This is a genomic window from Thermodesulfobacteriota bacterium, from assembly GCA_035325995.1.
GTDB lineage: Bacteria > Desulfobacterota_D > UBA1144 > Nemesobacterales > UBA2774 > JADLGH01.
The window spans coordinates 33,691-47,067 of sequence record DAOKYU010000002.1; the positions used below are offsets into that span (position 1 = coordinate 33,691).

The 13,377-nt window shown below is 57.9% G+C and carries 12 protein-coding genes and 1 other RNA gene; 5 read left to right on the forward strand and 8 right to left on the reverse strand.

Features of this window, described 5'->3' with window-relative positions; genetic code table 11:
* Positions 1–33: 33 nt before the first annotated feature.
* Entirely contained in the window at positions 34–945 is a 912-nt protein-coding gene (locus tag PKC29_03035) for a DMT family transporter (protein ID HML94387.1), read from the forward strand.
* Positions 946–958: 13 nt separating this feature from the next.
* On the opposite strand, the gene PKC29_03040 is transcribed toward PKC29_03035, so the two are convergent.
* The gene (locus PKC29_03040; protein ID HML94388.1) at positions 959–1,381 is read right to left on the reverse strand and encodes a hypothetical protein; all 423 of its coding nucleotides are present in this window, start codon (positions 1,379–1,381) and stop codon (positions 959–961) included.
* A gap of 80 nt (positions 1,382–1,461) precedes the next feature.
* Positions 1,462–2,439 carry an acyl-CoA thioesterase gene (locus PKC29_03045; protein HML94389.1) on the reverse strand — a complete coding sequence of 326 codons (978 nt, stop codon included), beginning with the start codon at positions 2,437–2,439 and terminating at the stop codon, positions 1,462–1,464.
* A gap of 370 nt (positions 2,440–2,809) precedes the next feature.
* Here PKC29_03045 and PKC29_03050 point away from each other — a divergent pair, with 370 nt between their 5' ends.
* The 3 genes from PKC29_03050 to PKC29_03060 all read left to right on the forward strand — a co-directional run bounded on the left by PKC29_03050 (position 2,810) and on the right by PKC29_03060 (position 7,363).
* A complete protein-coding gene (locus PKC29_03050) occupies positions 2,810–3,751 on the forward strand; it encodes a GGDEF domain-containing response regulator (GenBank protein HML94390.1) in 942 nt (313 codons plus the stop codon).
* 34 nt (positions 3,752–3,785) lie between these two features.
* Entirely contained in the window at positions 3,786–5,084 is a 1,299-nt protein-coding gene (locus PKC29_03055) for a diguanylate cyclase (GenBank protein HML94391.1), read from the forward strand.
* A gap of 329 nt (positions 5,085–5,413) precedes the next feature.
* Positions 5,414–7,363 carry a response regulator gene (locus PKC29_03060; protein ID HML94392.1) on the forward strand — a complete coding sequence of 650 codons (1,950 nt, stop codon included), beginning with the start codon at positions 5,414–5,416 and terminating at the stop codon, positions 7,361–7,363.
* A 21-nt stretch (positions 7,364–7,384) separates the two neighbouring features.
* Here the strand turns inward: PKC29_03060 and PKC29_03065 are convergent, their stop codons facing one another.
* The 3 genes from PKC29_03065 to hpt all read right to left on the reverse strand — a co-directional run bounded on the left by PKC29_03065 (position 7,385) and on the right by hpt (position 10,390).
* On the reverse strand, positions 7,385–9,223 hold the full coding sequence (locus PKC29_03065) for a M3 family oligoendopeptidase (protein ID HML94393.1): 1,839 nt from the start codon (positions 9,221–9,223) through the stop codon (positions 7,385–7,387).
* A gap of 88 nt (positions 9,224–9,311) precedes the next feature.
* A complete protein-coding gene (locus PKC29_03070; protein HML94394.1) occupies positions 9,312–9,767 on the reverse strand; it encodes a GatB/YqeY domain-containing protein in 456 nt (151 codons plus the stop codon).
* A 92-nt stretch (positions 9,768–9,859) separates the two neighbouring features.
* Positions 9,860–10,390, reverse strand: coding sequence for a hypoxanthine phosphoribosyltransferase (gene hpt, locus PKC29_03075; protein HML94395.1), 531 nt, complete (start codon positions 10,388–10,390; stop codon positions 9,860–9,862).
* Positions 10,391–10,572: 182 nt separating this feature from the next.
* On the opposite strand from hpt, the gene tyrS reads away from it, so the two are divergent.
* Positions 10,573–11,778, forward strand: a complete 1,206-nt coding sequence (gene tyrS / locus PKC29_03080; protein ID HML94396.1) for a tyrosine--tRNA ligase — start codon at positions 10,573–10,575, stop codon at positions 11,776–11,778.
* Here the strand turns inward: tyrS and rnpB are convergent.
* The 3 genes from rnpB to PKC29_03095 all read right to left on the reverse strand — a co-directional run bounded on the left by rnpB (position 11,778) and on the right by PKC29_03095 (position 13,322).
* An RNA gene (rnpB, locus tag PKC29_03085) (RNase P RNA component class A) lies at positions 11,778–12,159 on the reverse strand. The two genes, tyrS and rnpB, sit on opposite strands and share 1 nt — an antisense overlap.
* A 10-nt stretch (positions 12,160–12,169) precedes the next feature.
* Entirely contained in the window at positions 12,170–12,613 is a 444-nt protein-coding gene (locus PKC29_03090; GenBank protein ID HML94397.1) for a ribonuclease HI family protein, read from the reverse strand.
* Positions 12,594–13,322 (reverse strand): C4-type zinc ribbon domain-containing protein, encoded by a 729-nt coding sequence (locus PKC29_03095; GenBank protein ID HML94398.1) that lies wholly within the window; start codon positions 13,320–13,322, stop codon positions 12,594–12,596. The genes PKC29_03090 and PKC29_03095 overlap by 20 nt, the downstream gene beginning before the upstream one ends.
* Positions 13,323–13,377: the final 55 nt, after the last annotated feature.

A 13,377-nucleotide genomic window follows, 5' to 3' on the forward strand; every position in this document is an offset into this window, starting at 1 on the left:
GCATCCGCGCCGGAGGAAATCGGAACTTAAATCATGAGACGCGAATACTGGTACCTGATACTCGCGGGGATATTCTACGGAACGATAGCCCCGGGCGGTCAGCTCCTCCTGGGCAGGGGGCTCTCGCTATTCGAGACGGCATTTTACAGGCCGTTCATAGTCGGCCTCATTCTCCTCCCGGCGGTCCTGGCGAGAAGAGACCTCATGCCGGGGCGGGGTGCGCTCGGGCCCCTGGCCGTTTACGGCCTCGTAGGGGGGCTGCTGGAGCTCGCCCTCTTCGCCGGGCTCGCGCTGGGCGTCCCGGTGGCGATAGCGGTGCTCCTCCTCTACACGCAGCCCGTGTGGACGATCTTCATCGGGCGGCTGGCGCTCGGCGAGGAGATTACGGGGCGGAAGCTCGTCTCGGCCGTGCTCGGGCTCGTGGGGCTCGCGTGTCTTCTCCAGTCGTGGGAGGCCGGGGCGGGCCCGGCCTCTTACATCGGCATCGCGTGCGGGCTCCTGTCGGGGATCCTGCTATCGCTGTGGGTCGTCCTCGGGAAGAGGATTTCGGTTACGGGGCAGCACTACGTTACGACCACGTTCGGCTGGTCGGCGTTCGCGAGCGCGTGGCTCCTTCTCCTCCTCCCGCTCATGAAGCTCCTCCTGCCGGGGGACGAATTTTCGGGCCTCGCGTTCGCGCTCCCGGCCGGGGACTGGCTCGCGCTCGTAATCGTATCCGTGCTGGGCGGTGCGGTGCCGCACCTGCTCTTCTACCGGGGCCTCCGGGGCGTGCCCGCGTCGGTCGCGGGGATAGTGCTTTTGCTGGAGCCCGCGAGCGCAACCGTGCTCGCGTGGGCGTTCCTGGTGCAGCACATCGGGTTCTACACGCTCCTCGGGGGGGCGTTCATACTGCTTTCGAATTACATCGTCGTGAGGAGGGCCGGGGGGAGCGGCGGGGTGCAGTGACGTTCCCCGAGGTTTAATCGGCGGTTCTTACGGGCGTGGCGCTGTGGACGGCGTCGCCCGAGTTGACTATCTTGCTTACGCCTTCCGTTTCGATCACGGCGAGGCCGTTCACCCTGAGTATCGTCCCGAAGAGGGCGAGGAGGTCGTCCCTGGTGAGCCCGCCCTCGGGCGTGACTATTTTTATCCCGGCCGGCTTGACGGAGCTGTCTATGACGTAGACCTCCCCGTTTATTTCGCTCACGGTCTCCACCAGGTCGAAAAGGCTCATACCGTTCTGGAGCTGGACGACGCTGTCGTCCGAAGAAGCGCCCGCCGTTCCGTACAGCCGCTCGGTACGGGTGCGCACGTGTCCTTCGGGCGGGAACATATCGACGGGCACGGCCGCTATGTCGAGGGCCGCGAAACCCAGAAGAAAGAAGAAGCACCTGTATAGCATCTCGTCAGCCGCCCGGCGAGGGCATGTGAGCGCAGGCGGCGGTTAAAGATTAACATACGCGCCGCCGCGTCAAAATTTTTTCAGAGGCCGCCCGAAATATCGGCGATACGCTTTAGTCTCCCGGACCTCTTCTCTTTCCGTTCGAGCGCCTTCTTCCAGAGCCTTTTCTCCTCGGGGGTTTCGGGCTCGAATATCGGGACGGGACGGGGCTTGCCGTCGGGCCCCAGGTGAACGAATGAGAGAAAGGCGGTGCATGTGTGCCTCTGCTCGCCTGTGAGGACGTTTTCGGATATGACCTTTATGCCGACTTCGAGCGAGGACGTCCCGACGTAGCTTATGCCCGCCTTGAAGACGATTATGTCGCCGACCCTTATGGGCGAGTAGAAGAAAAGCTCGTCCACCGACCCCGTGACAAGGACGCCCCTTACGAACCTTATGGCCAGTATGGCGGCCGTCTCGTCGATGTCGTGCATGAGCTTCCCGACGGACATGAAGCTCCCGTAGAAGGTGTCTTCGGGGAGAACGACCTTCGTCGTTTCGAGCCTCATCCTGACTATCTCGGTTTCGTCGATGATGTTCCGGGCCTGCTCGTCGCGGCGCTCCAGTTTCGGCACGCGCTGCTTTTTGCGCTTCTTCGCCTCGGCGTGGACGGCCTCCTCTTCTTCGTCGGCGGGGGTTATCTTTTCGGCGATTTTTTTAGGCTCGCCGTTCTCGTCGACGGATATGAAGGCCAGGTGCGCGAACGTCGTGAACTTCCTCTCGCCCGTCCTCGGGTCTTCGGAATGGACCGCGACGGCGACTTCGAGCGAGCTCGAGCCTATGTATTCGATGGTGCTGTCGAGGATTACTATCTCGCCTACCTTGACGGGGTTGACGAAGTCGATGCTGTCCGTCGCGCCGAGGACGGTTATGCCCCGCGCCGTCCGGGAGGCGTTGATGCTCCCCGCGAGCATTATCCATTCCATGAGCCTCCCGCCGTGGAGCGTGCCGTGCGTGTTGGCGTGCTCGGGGGAAACGAACTGGACCATCTGGTGCCGTGTGTCTTTTATAGAAGGCATGGACTCGGGAATTATAGCATGCCGGCCGCGGTTAGACTATCCCGTTTGTGGGCCGCCGGGGTTTTCTGTCGGCAAAGTTTCCCAATAAAAACAGGCGGATTCAGGCATCGCATGGCGCACCGGGGGACGATTCTCGTCACGATTTCTTCTGTGCGGGGCCTTTCTGTGACATTTTTTGCCGGGTTTTTCGCGGGTCGAGCCCGGCGCGGAAGACCCTGGTGGAGAAATATATTAATGATTACGATGAATTGGACGGTATAAATTAGAATTATCTTTTAGCGGCATGATATTTGTAAGTAGGTTTTATTGTCTACGCCGCGCGAATTCACTTAATATTGTCCGTGGCGGAGACGGAAGAGGTAAGCCAGGCATGGATGCGGAGAAGGTAAATTTATTCATCGTAGAGCAAGGCTCGCCCGAAGGATACGAAATAGACCGCCTTCTTTCCAAGGCGGCCGGGCGTATCTCTTTCAGCGTTTCGAGGGCGTGCTCGCTCGCGGGCGCGGTAAGGCTTCTTTCACGTAAAGAGGCGGACATTATCCTTCTCGATTTGAACCTCCCCGATTCTTCCGGCCTCGAAACATTCGCCGAGCTGTCGGACCTCGCCCCGGAGACGCCCGTCATCGTGCTATCGGATTCGCTCGACGAGTCCGAGGCGGTAGGGGCCGTGCAGATGGGGGCGCAGGATTATCTCGTGAAGCGGGACATCGCCGGGGATCACCTCGTAAAGTCGATACTCTACGCCATAGAGCGGCAGAGGATGAACGTTCAGCTCAGGAACCTGTCCACGACGGACGACCTTACGGGGCTCTCGAACAGGCGCGGCTTTATCCAGAAGGTCGGCCGCGAGCTCAAAATGGCCGAGAAGATCGGGAGGAGCTGCATGCTTTCCTTCCTCGACATCGACGGCCTGAAGGAGATCAACGACACGTACGGGCACGGCGAGGGAGACAGGGCGCTCAAGGTGTTCTCCGGCAAGCTGAAAAAGATATTCGGCGAGGGGACGATAATCGCCCGTATAGGGGGGGACGAGTTCACGGTGTTCGCTCCGGGCTCGCCCGAGGCGCGCTTCAAGGCCGAGCTCGAACGGCTGAAAAAAAAGCTCGACGTATATAATCTCAGCAAGCGGAATCCGTACACGTTATCCGTGAGCGCGGGAGTCGCTTCGTTCGACCCCTCCGTCCCGTGCTCGATAGACGCCCTTTTGTCGAAAGCCGATCTGTCGATGTACAGGGACAAGGAATCCAGGAGAACCGGCGCGCCCTTCTGGACGATGCGGCATCATTATAGCCCTGGGCCTGTGAACCTGTAGAAAGTGGGATGATCTTGCAGTAGAATTTATCGCGATGGCCGACGAAACGATAAGAATATTACTCATAGAAGACAATCTGGACTATGCCCGGCTTATAAAGCGAATCCTTACCAAAAAGTCCCCGGACGCCATGAACGTCGAGCATTACGACACCTTCGCGGGCGGGTTCGACAGGGCGCAAAGGGGCGGGATAGATCTCATACTGCTCGATCTCGACCTCCCCGACAGCGGGAACATCGACACGCTCCAGGCCGTCAAGGGGGCGACCGAAGTCCCGATCATAGTCCTCACCGGCACGGACGACGAAAATCTCGCGCTCAAGGCGGTCCAGATGGGCGCGCAGGATTATCTGATGAAGGGGCAGGTGGACGCCAGGCTCCTCGTCCGCTCCATTAGATATGCGATCGAAAGAAAGAGGGCCGACGACGCCCTCAAGAGCACGGAAGAGCGGTTCAGGCTGATGATCGAAAACGTGCTCGACCTCATTACGATCCTGGACGTTGACGGCACGATGAAATACGTGAGCCCGTCGCACCGCCGCATCCTCGGATACGAAGACGAGGAGCTCCTCGGAAGGCGCGTGTTCGATTTCGTTCATCCCGAGGATTTCCCCCGCGTCTTCGACGTGTTTACCGAGGGTCTTCAGAACGCAGACCGCCTTTATTCGGCGGAATTCCGCGTAAGGCACAAGGAAGGCTACTGGCTTACGATAGAGTCCATCGGCAAGCTCTGCCCCGCCGAAATGGGGCTCGGCGTCGTCGTGAACTCGCGCGACGTGACGGAGAGGAAAAAGATGGAGGAGCGGCTCCGGAGCCTGTCCATAACGGACGACCTCACCGGGCTTTACAACCGAAGGGGGTTCCTTACGTTCGCCGACCATCACATAAAGGCAGCCGAGCGGAGGAAAGAGCAGTCTTTATTGATACTTATCGACATCGACGGCTTAAAGCAGATAAACGACGCGTTCGGCCACAACATCGGCGACCAGGCTATCATAGACGCCGCCAACGCCATAAAGCAGACGTTCCGGAATTCCGACGTGACGGCCAGGGTGAGCGGCGACGAGTTCGTCGCTATCACGTCCGACTCGGACGGGAAGGCCGCGGAATCGATAAGGAAGCGGCTTTACGAAAATATAGACGCGCACAACGCCAAGGGCATGAGGCCCTACAGGCTGTCGATGAGCATCGGCATAGCCAGCCACGACCCGGGTACGAACGGGTGCATCGACAGGCTTCTCTTGAAGGCCGACGAGCTCATGTATTCGGAGAAGAACAAAAAATACGAAAAAACGCCGAAGGGTAATGTCATTGATATGAGCAAGTATAGCTAGCGGTCCCGCCCGCAAGCCTTAACCCCGTTTCTCCCCCGAGTTTCTCACTCCGGTATTTCTCACGGACTTTCTCAATCTTACTCAACCGTCTCCATTATTAATGATTGCTCTTCCGCTACGGGTAAAAGTTTGTCATTTTGCGGCACGAATGTTACGGAATTTGTAATTGCCCGGCGTGCAAATATTGCACAAGGCTCCCCAAATAGTTTTTGTTTTAAAATGGTTAGGGAATGGGAAATTCGGGTGGTATGATTCTTGCAAATATGTTTTGGTGACATTTGATTAGCGGTTGGGGGGTATTCAATACGGAAGGGAGAGGGTAGATATACATGACTGCGTTGCCTGTAGAATTACTGCTGATTGAGGATAACGAGAGCTACGCGAAGCTCGTCGTCAGGAACCTCAGGAATGCGGAACATATACAATTCAACACCAGAACCGCCGGGACGCTCGTCGAGGGGATAGAGATGCTCGAAGAAAAGCCGGCGGACCTTATACTGCTCGATCTTTTGCTGCCGGACTCGGGCGGCCTCGATACCTTTAAAAAGATCCACAGCAATTTTCCGGGGATACCCGTAATAGCTCTCACCGCGGTCGCCGACGAAGACAGCGCCGTTAAGGCGGTCCAGCTCGGGGCGCAGGATTACCTCGTCAAGGGCGAGGTGGACAAGGACCAGGTCACGCGTTCGATAAGGTACGCGCTCGAGAGGCAGAAGGAAATCAACCACAGGAAAAGAATCGAGCGCGAGCTCTTCGAGGAAAAAGAGCGCCTCGCCGTGACTCTCAGCTCCATAGGGGACGGCGTCATAGCTACGGACACCGGGGGCAGGGTGGTGCTCATAAACGGCATCGCCGAAAGGCTGACGGGGTGGCTCCGCACGGAGGCCGTCGGAAGGTTCATAGACGAGGTGTTCTTCATAGTCAACGTCGAGACGGGCGAGATAAAAGAGAACCCCGTCAGCAAGGCTATAAGGGCCAACAGCGTCGTCGGCCTCGAAAGCGGCACGGTTCTCGTCACGAAGCAAAGGGAAGGATGCCGGTACGTTTCGGCGAGCAGCTCTCCCATAAGGGACAGGGACGGCATAATCATCGGCGTCGTCCTGGTCTTCAGGGACATCACCGAGCTGAAAAAGCTCGAAGAGGAGCTGCTCAAGGTCCAGAAGCTGGAATCCATCGGGGTCCTGGCGGGCGGCGTCGCGCACGACTTCAACAACCTCCTCACGTCCATCATGGGGAATATCTCGCTGAGCTCGCTTCCCGACATCTCCGACGGCAAGGTGAAGCAGAGGCTCCTGGAAGCGCTCCGCGCCTGTCACAAGGCCAGGGATTTGTCTTCACAGCTCCTGACGTTCTCGAAGGGCAAGTCGCTCGAAAACAAGGAAACTACGAACCTCGAAAAGGTGATAAGGGATACGGCCGCTTTTACCATGAGCGGGTCGAACGTCGATTTCCAGTTCGTCGTCAACGACAAGGTGTGGGCGGTCGAGGCCGACGAGGCGCAGATAAGCCAGGTCATAAGCAACTTGATAATAAACGCCGCACAGGCCATGACGAACGACGGGAAGATAACCATAACGATCGAAAACGTGGATGCGAAGAACGAAAAGGGGATACCGCTCACCGAGGGGTATTACGTAAAAACGACCATTGCGGACCAGGGGATCGGAATACCCAGGGAATACACATCGCGTATATTCGATCCCTACTTTACGACGAAGCAGTCGGGCAGCGGGCTTGGTCTTGCGACTTCGTACTCGATAATAAAGAACCACGGGGGATATATAACGGTGGAATCCGAGCTGCACGTCGGGACGAAATTCTACGTATATCTTCCGGCGAAGGGGGATACGGTGACGACGGAATCGAAAATCAACGCGGTTATCAAGCGGGGGAGCGGCAGGGTTCTTATAATGGACGACAAGATGGAAGTGCGCGAGGCGGCGGGGGAGATGCTCGCGCACATCGGATACGAGGTCGAATTCGCCAGGGACGGCGGCGAGCTCCTCCGGGCCTACAAGAGCGCCAAGCAGGAGGGGAAGCCTTTCGATACCGTTATAATGGACCTCACGGTTCCCGGCGGCATGGGCGGAAAGGAGGCCATAGAAAAGCTCCTCAGGTTCGATCCCGAGGTGAAGGCCATAGTGTCGAGCGGGTATTCGAGCGACCCGATACTCGAAAAGTACGAGAAGTACGGGTTTAAGGGCGTCCTGCCCAAGCCCTACGAGATGGAAAAGCTGAGCGACGTGCTGCACTACGTCCTTTCGCAGAGGAACAACTAGCCGTTCCCGAATAACCGGTCCTTACTTCCTCCGCTTTCCGGATTTCAGCACCTGGCCGGACAGGTCTATCGCCTGGTCCACCATGACCCTCAGAAGGTCGAGCCCGCCCTGCCAGAACCCGGGGTCTTTTATGTCCACTCCGACCCTTTCGAGGAGTACGTCGGGCGACTCGCTCCCTCCCGAGGACAGGAGCTCGATATATCTCGGCACGAACCTGTTGCCCTCGTTCAGATACATGTTGTAGAGCGCGAGCACGAGCAGCTCGCCGAAGGAATAGGCGTAGCAGTAAAAGGGCGAGTGTATGAAGTGCGGTATGTACATCCACCAGACCCTGTAGTTATTCGTCAGCTTTACGGACTTTCCGAACATCGGCTGGTTGGCATTGGCCCAGAGCTCGTTTACGTCGTCCTGCGTGAGCTCGCCTTTCGTCCTCCTGGCCGCATGGAGGCTTTCCTCGAAGCGCGTCAGCACTACCTGCCTGAACACCGTCGCGAATATGTCTTCGAGCTTGCTGCAGATAAGCGCGAGCCTCGTCTTCGGGTCCTCTTCCGTTTCGGCGAGCTTGTGGAAGACGAGCATTTCGGCGAAGACGCTCGCAGTCTCGGCTGTCGTCAGCGGGGTGTTCGACTGGAAGTAGCCCTGCCTGCGCGAGAGGTACTGATGCACTCCGTGGCCGAGCTCGTGGGCGAGCGTCATCACGTCGCGGAGCCTGCCCGTATAGTTCATGAAGACGTAGGGGTGAGCGCCCGGGACGGTGCCGTGGCTGAACGCCCCGCCCCGCTTCCCGTCGCGGAGCTCGGCGTCTATCCAATTCTTGTCGAAAAACTCCTTCGCTATGCGCGCCACCCTGGGCGAGAAATCGCCGAACGAGGATAGTATGACGTCTCGTCCCTTGTCGTATCTTATGGTCTTCGATTCGCTGAACACGGGGGCGTAGCGGTCGTAGTCGTAAAATTCTTTAAGGCCGAGGAGCTTTTTCTTGAGCTTGTAATAAGTCTCGACCATGTCGTAGTTCTTCTCGCAGGACGTCATGAGCGCCCCGACCGTTTCGGCGTCGATCTCGTTGTCGAGGTGCCGCGACTGCATCGGGTCGGTGAAAGCCCTCAGGCGGTCGTTGACGTAGTGGTCCTGTACGAGTGTGTTGAATATGAACGTGAGGACGTGCGCGTTGTCTAGGAGCCCTTTCGTCAGCCCCTCGGCGCCGGCCTTTCTCTTCTCGCGGTCGGGATCGTAGAGGAGCGCCAGGGTCTCGGTCTCGGAGAGCTCCTTTACCTTGCCCTTGAGCCTGACCGTGAAACGGACGTTGTTGAGCACCTCGTCGAAGAGCCGCCTGAACGCTCGGGACCCCGTGTTGGCCTTCTCGTCGAGTATCTTCTCCTCGGGCTCCGTCAGCCTGTGGGGCTTGTAGCGCCTCTCCTGCTCCAGGAAGTGGCGGTAGTGGTCGAGCTTCTCGTCGGCGAGGAGCTTCTTCATCCTGGTTTCGGGAATCGCCACGAGCTCCAATTCGAAAAAGAGAAGGTGCTTTCTCGCCTCGGTCGCCTTCTCCTGTATCTTCTGGAGGAACGCGCCGTGCTCGGGCTTCCCGGTGTCGGCGGCGAATACGAGATAGGCGAAGGAGAGGAGCCTCCCCGAGAGCTCGCTCAGGGCCTCGAGCTCCTTCGTCGCCTTTAAGAGCGCCCCGGCAGTGATGGAGCGGGAATTTATCCTGCCCCTGTATTTCTTCTCGTAGGCGCGGGATTTCGTGATGAGCGCCGAGAGGTCCCTCTCTATCCGCTCGTCGCCGAGCCCCGAGTAGAGGTCCGAGAGGTCCCACGTGACGCCTTCGGAGCCTGTTTTGAGATGCTTCGCCGTTTCCGCCATGATTGCCTCCTGTTGGTTCGGTGATTTTTCGCGCGCCGCCGTTTCCGTCCGCCCGCATTCCACGAGCGCTCGAAACGACGCGCCGCCGCTAGCCGAGCTTTTCGAGCTCTTCCCGTACGATACTGTTGACGAGGTTTCCGTCGGCCTTGCCCCTGACCGCGGGGATGACGAGCTTCATCACCTTGCCGAGGTCCTTTATCCCGGCGGCGCCGGACTCGCCGACGGCCTTTACGACCTCGGCCCGTATCTCGTCTTCGCTCATCTGGGCGGGCATGTATTTCATGAGGACTTCTATTTCCTTCTTCTCGGCGTCGGCCGCTTCCTGCCTGTTCACCTTCTCGAACTCGGCGGCGGCGTCGCGCCGCTTCTTTATCTCGGCGGAGACGACGCCTATAACCTGCTCGTCGCTGAGAGCCTGCTTCTGGTTCTCGATTTCCCTGTTCTTTATCGCGGCCTCCAGCATCCTCAGGACAGACAGCTCTAGGCTGTTCTTGCTCCTGAGGGCGTCTTTCAAGTCCTGCGGAATCTGCTCGCGTAAACTCATCGTGTTCTCCGTTGTGCTCTTTCGCTCTGTAATCGTAAGGTACGGGATTAATTATACCTATCCCGGTAAGTATATCAGGCGCCGGGGCAGGGTCATTCGAGGACGTAGATACCGGGGAGGTTCCTCCCGGCCTCTGCGTAGTCGGTGCCGAAGCCGACGATGAAGCCATGCTCCAACGCGAACCCGGCGTAGTCCGCTTCTATCGGAACCTCGCGCCTTTCCTTTTTGTCCACGAGCGCACAGAGGGCGAAGGACGCCGGGTTTTTCGACAGCAGCAGTCTTTGCACGAAGCTGCTCGTGACCCCGGTGTCGAGAAGGTCTTCGACGAGGATGACGTGCCTTCCCGAAGGCTGTATGGACGGGCCCATGAGGAGCTCGAGCGCGCCGGGCGACATGCCCTCCCTGTAGCTCGACGTCTGGACGAAATCTATTTCGACCTCGCAGTCCATCTCCCTGACGAGGTCGGCGAGGAAGATGAACGAGCCCTTCAGGATTCCGACGACGATGGGATTCTTCCCCCCGTAGGCGGCGGTGAGCTCCCTTCCTATCTCCTTTATTCGCGCGCGTATCTCTTCGGCGGATATTATGAGGCGGGGTATCTTTCCTCCGATCTCGTAAGTCACGGCGTTTATTTTATCCGATATTTCGGGGAGTGTGATATTGCGAGGACGGTTCCTGCCGCGGCCCGGTTTACTCCGGGGATTGACTAAGCCCCCTGATATTCTATATTCTTGAGCGACTTGTCCGTACACGGATATTTTTTTCGGTATACCGATAATAATCTTTTAACAGGAGCGTAATAGTTTTGAGCTTTCAGGACCCCGAATCACAGCTTTCGACAATAAAACGAGGGACGAGCGATATAATCTCCGAAGCGGAGCTTTTGGCGAAGCTGAAAAAATCCGCCGAAAAGAATACGCCGCTCAGGATAAAGGCGGGGTTCGACCCGACGGCCCCGGACCTTCACCTCGGGCACTGCGTCCTTCTCCGGAAGCTCCGTGATTTTCAGGACCTCGGGCACACTGTCCTCTTCCTCATCGGCGACTTCACCGCGATGATAGGCGACCCTTCCGGGCGCTCGGAAACGCGCCCCGCGCTAAGCGAGGACGAGGTCGGGGCCAACGCCCGGACGTACGAGAGGCAGGTGTTCAAGATACTCGACCGGGAGAAGACGGAGGTCGTTTTCAATTCCGACTGGCTAGGGAAGCTTAGCGCCGCCGACCTCATCCGCCTCTCGACGCTCGAAACCGTCGCCCGCATGCTGGAAAGGGACGACTTCAGCAAGCGCTACGCCGCGGGGACGTCGATATACATAAGCGAGTTCATGTATCCGCTCATACAGGCGTACGACTCGGTGCACATGAAGTCGGACGTCGAGTTCGGCGGGACGGACCAGACGTTCAACATACTCCTCGGGCGGCAGCTCCAGAAGCACTTCGGGCAGGAGCCGCAGATAGCGATACTGCTGCCGATACTCCCCGGGCTCGACGGCGTCAGGAAGATGTCGAAATCGTACGGCAACTACATAGCCGTCGACGACACGGCGGTCGATATGTACGGAAAGGTCATGTCACTCCCGGACGACGTGATGTGGCTCTACTACGAGCTTCTGACGAGAAGGCCGGAAGAGGAGATCGAGGCGCTTAAAAAGGGGCACCCGATGGATGCGAAGAGGTCGCTCGCGAGGGAGCTCACCGCGTGGCTCCACGGGGACGAAAACGCAAAGGCCGCGGCGGAGGACTTCGATACGAAGTTCTCGGACAGGCAGTTCCCCGATGACGCGCGCGAGCTCGTCCTTTCCGCCGGCGAGAACATCACCGTCCTCGACCTCGTCGTCAGGGCCTCGCAGAAGGTCCCCAGCCGGAAGGAGGCCAAGAGGCTCATAGCGCAGGGCGGGGTGAGCGCGGACGGCGAGAAGCTCACCGACGCGAACGCCCACGCGCCCGTAAGGGACGAGGTCGAGCTCCGGATAGGCAAGAAGGAGTTCGTGAGGGTTATCTTTAAGGGGTAGAAGCAAGCCTGCCTGTAAGCCGAATTCTGTCTTGAGCAGCCATTCATCTGGGACGTTCATTACTGAACGCCTCTAGCGACATACCCGGAAGCTTCGACGGGCCGCCATATTTTTCACGAGGAAAAGCGCTTCCCTATTTTGTCTTTCACCGAGCGGGGTTTACAATGCCGCCAGCCGTCACCGGCCGGCGCGGTAGTCTCTTACACTACCTTTTCACCCTTACCGTGCCCTCCGTGAGAAGGGCGTTGGCGGTATGTTTTCTGTTGCACTTTCCGTTGCCTCGCGGCACCTGGGCGTTACCCAGCGCTCTGCCCTCTGGAGTTCGGACTTTCCTCCGGCACGCGCCCGAAAGCGCACGCCGGCGGCTGCCCGGCCTGCTTGCTTCTACTGCTTAAAGATATTCATCGATAGCCTCGTTCGCAAGTCTGTCGGCCTCGCGGTTGTACTCGCGCCTGACGTGGCTGATGGATACGGATGCGTACTCTTTCAGGAGATTTTTGGCCTTTTTGTGAAGCTCGGCGATGCCGGGGTGCTTCACCTTCCAGAGGCCGTTTATCTGGTTCGCGAGCAGCATGGAGTCTGTAAATATCCGGATTTGCCTGTTTTTAAGGTCTTTTACGGATTCGAGGGCCGTGATCAGCGCCGTGTATTCGGCCTGGTTGTTGGTGGCCGTGCCGAGGTACTTCTTTATCTCGCGGAGGGTTTTCCCGCCCTCGGTGATGAAGACGCCGATGCCGGATTCGCCCGGATTGCCCCTTGCCGCGCCGTCGATGAATATATCCACGCGCGCGCCGGAGCCGTCTTTGAAAGGCAGGCTATTCTGGCGTTGCGGCACTATTGAGTTCGTCTTCCGTGTAGAGGATTTTCTGGCAGTTGGGGCACTGTATGAACCGTGTGTGTGTGAGCACCTCGTTGAAAAGCTGGGACGGTATCTTCATGTTGCATCCCGTGCAGACTTCGGCCTTCGCCAGCGCGATCACGCCGCCGTTTCTCTTGCTGATTTTCTTGTATATGGGCATGAGCTCGGGGCTGATGCGGGACGCTATTTTTTCCTTCTCTTCTTTCTTCGGCTCGTAGAGGCTCTTTATCTCTTCGAGCTTTTCCTTGTATTCGCTTATCTTCTCGCCGTATTCGGCTTCCTTGGCGGCGAGGTCTTCCTTGCCGGTGGCTATCTCGGCCTCGACCTGCTCTAGCCTGGCCATATGCTCGAGGACCTTGTCTTCGATCTCCAGGTTTCTTCTTTTCGTGTCGGCTATTTCTTTCTGAAGGGCTTCGTATTCTTTGTGGGTCTTGATTTCGAAGAGCTTTTGCTCGGCTTTCTTGATGAGATCTTCGTTGCTTGAAACTTCGAGCTCCAGGTTGGCTTTTTCCTTCTGGAGTGTCTGGCTTTCGCCCTGCAGGCCTTCGAGGCGCTTTTTAACGGTTTCCAATTCTGATTCGAAATCCGAAATTTTCTTTGGATAGTCGTTTAAATTCCGTTCCAGCTTGCTCAGCTCCAAATCAATGCGCTGGAGCGTATCGAGAACGACGAGCTGTTCCCTCATCTTTTTCTCCTTCTTTTAGTGGGTTTGATCCTGAGTGGAATAAATGGAATGTATA

Coding starts and splice junctions, on each gene's coding strand:
- PKC29_03035 (HML94387.1), top strand. CDS start 34: ATGAGACGCGAATACTGGTACCTGATACTCGCGGGGATATTCTACGGA.
- PKC29_03040 (HML94388.1), bottom strand. CDS start 1,381: ATGCTATACAGGTGCTTCTTCTTTCTTCTGGGTTTCGCGGCCCTCGAC.
- PKC29_03045 (HML94389.1), bottom strand. CDS start 2,439: ATGCCTTCTATAAAAGACACACGGCACCAGATGGTCCAGTTCGTTTCC.
- PKC29_03050 (HML94390.1), top strand. CDS start 2,810: ATGGATGCGGAGAAGGTAAATTTATTCATCGTAGAGCAAGGCTCGCCC.
- PKC29_03055 (HML94391.1), top strand. CDS start 3,786: ATGGCCGACGAAACGATAAGAATATTACTCATAGAAGACAATCTGGAC.
- PKC29_03060 (HML94392.1), top strand. CDS start 5,414: ATGACTGCGTTGCCTGTAGAATTACTGCTGATTGAGGATAACGAGAGC.
- PKC29_03065 (HML94393.1), bottom strand. CDS start 9,223: ATGGCGGAAACGGCGAAGCATCTCAAAACAGGCTCCGAAGGCGTCACG.
- PKC29_03070 (HML94394.1), bottom strand. CDS start 9,767: ATGAGTTTACGCGAGCAGATTCCGCAGGACTTGAAAGACGCCCTCAGG.
- PKC29_03095 (HML94398.1), bottom strand. CDS start 13,322: ATGAGGGAACAGCTCGTCGTTCTCGATACGCTCCAGCGCATTGATTTG.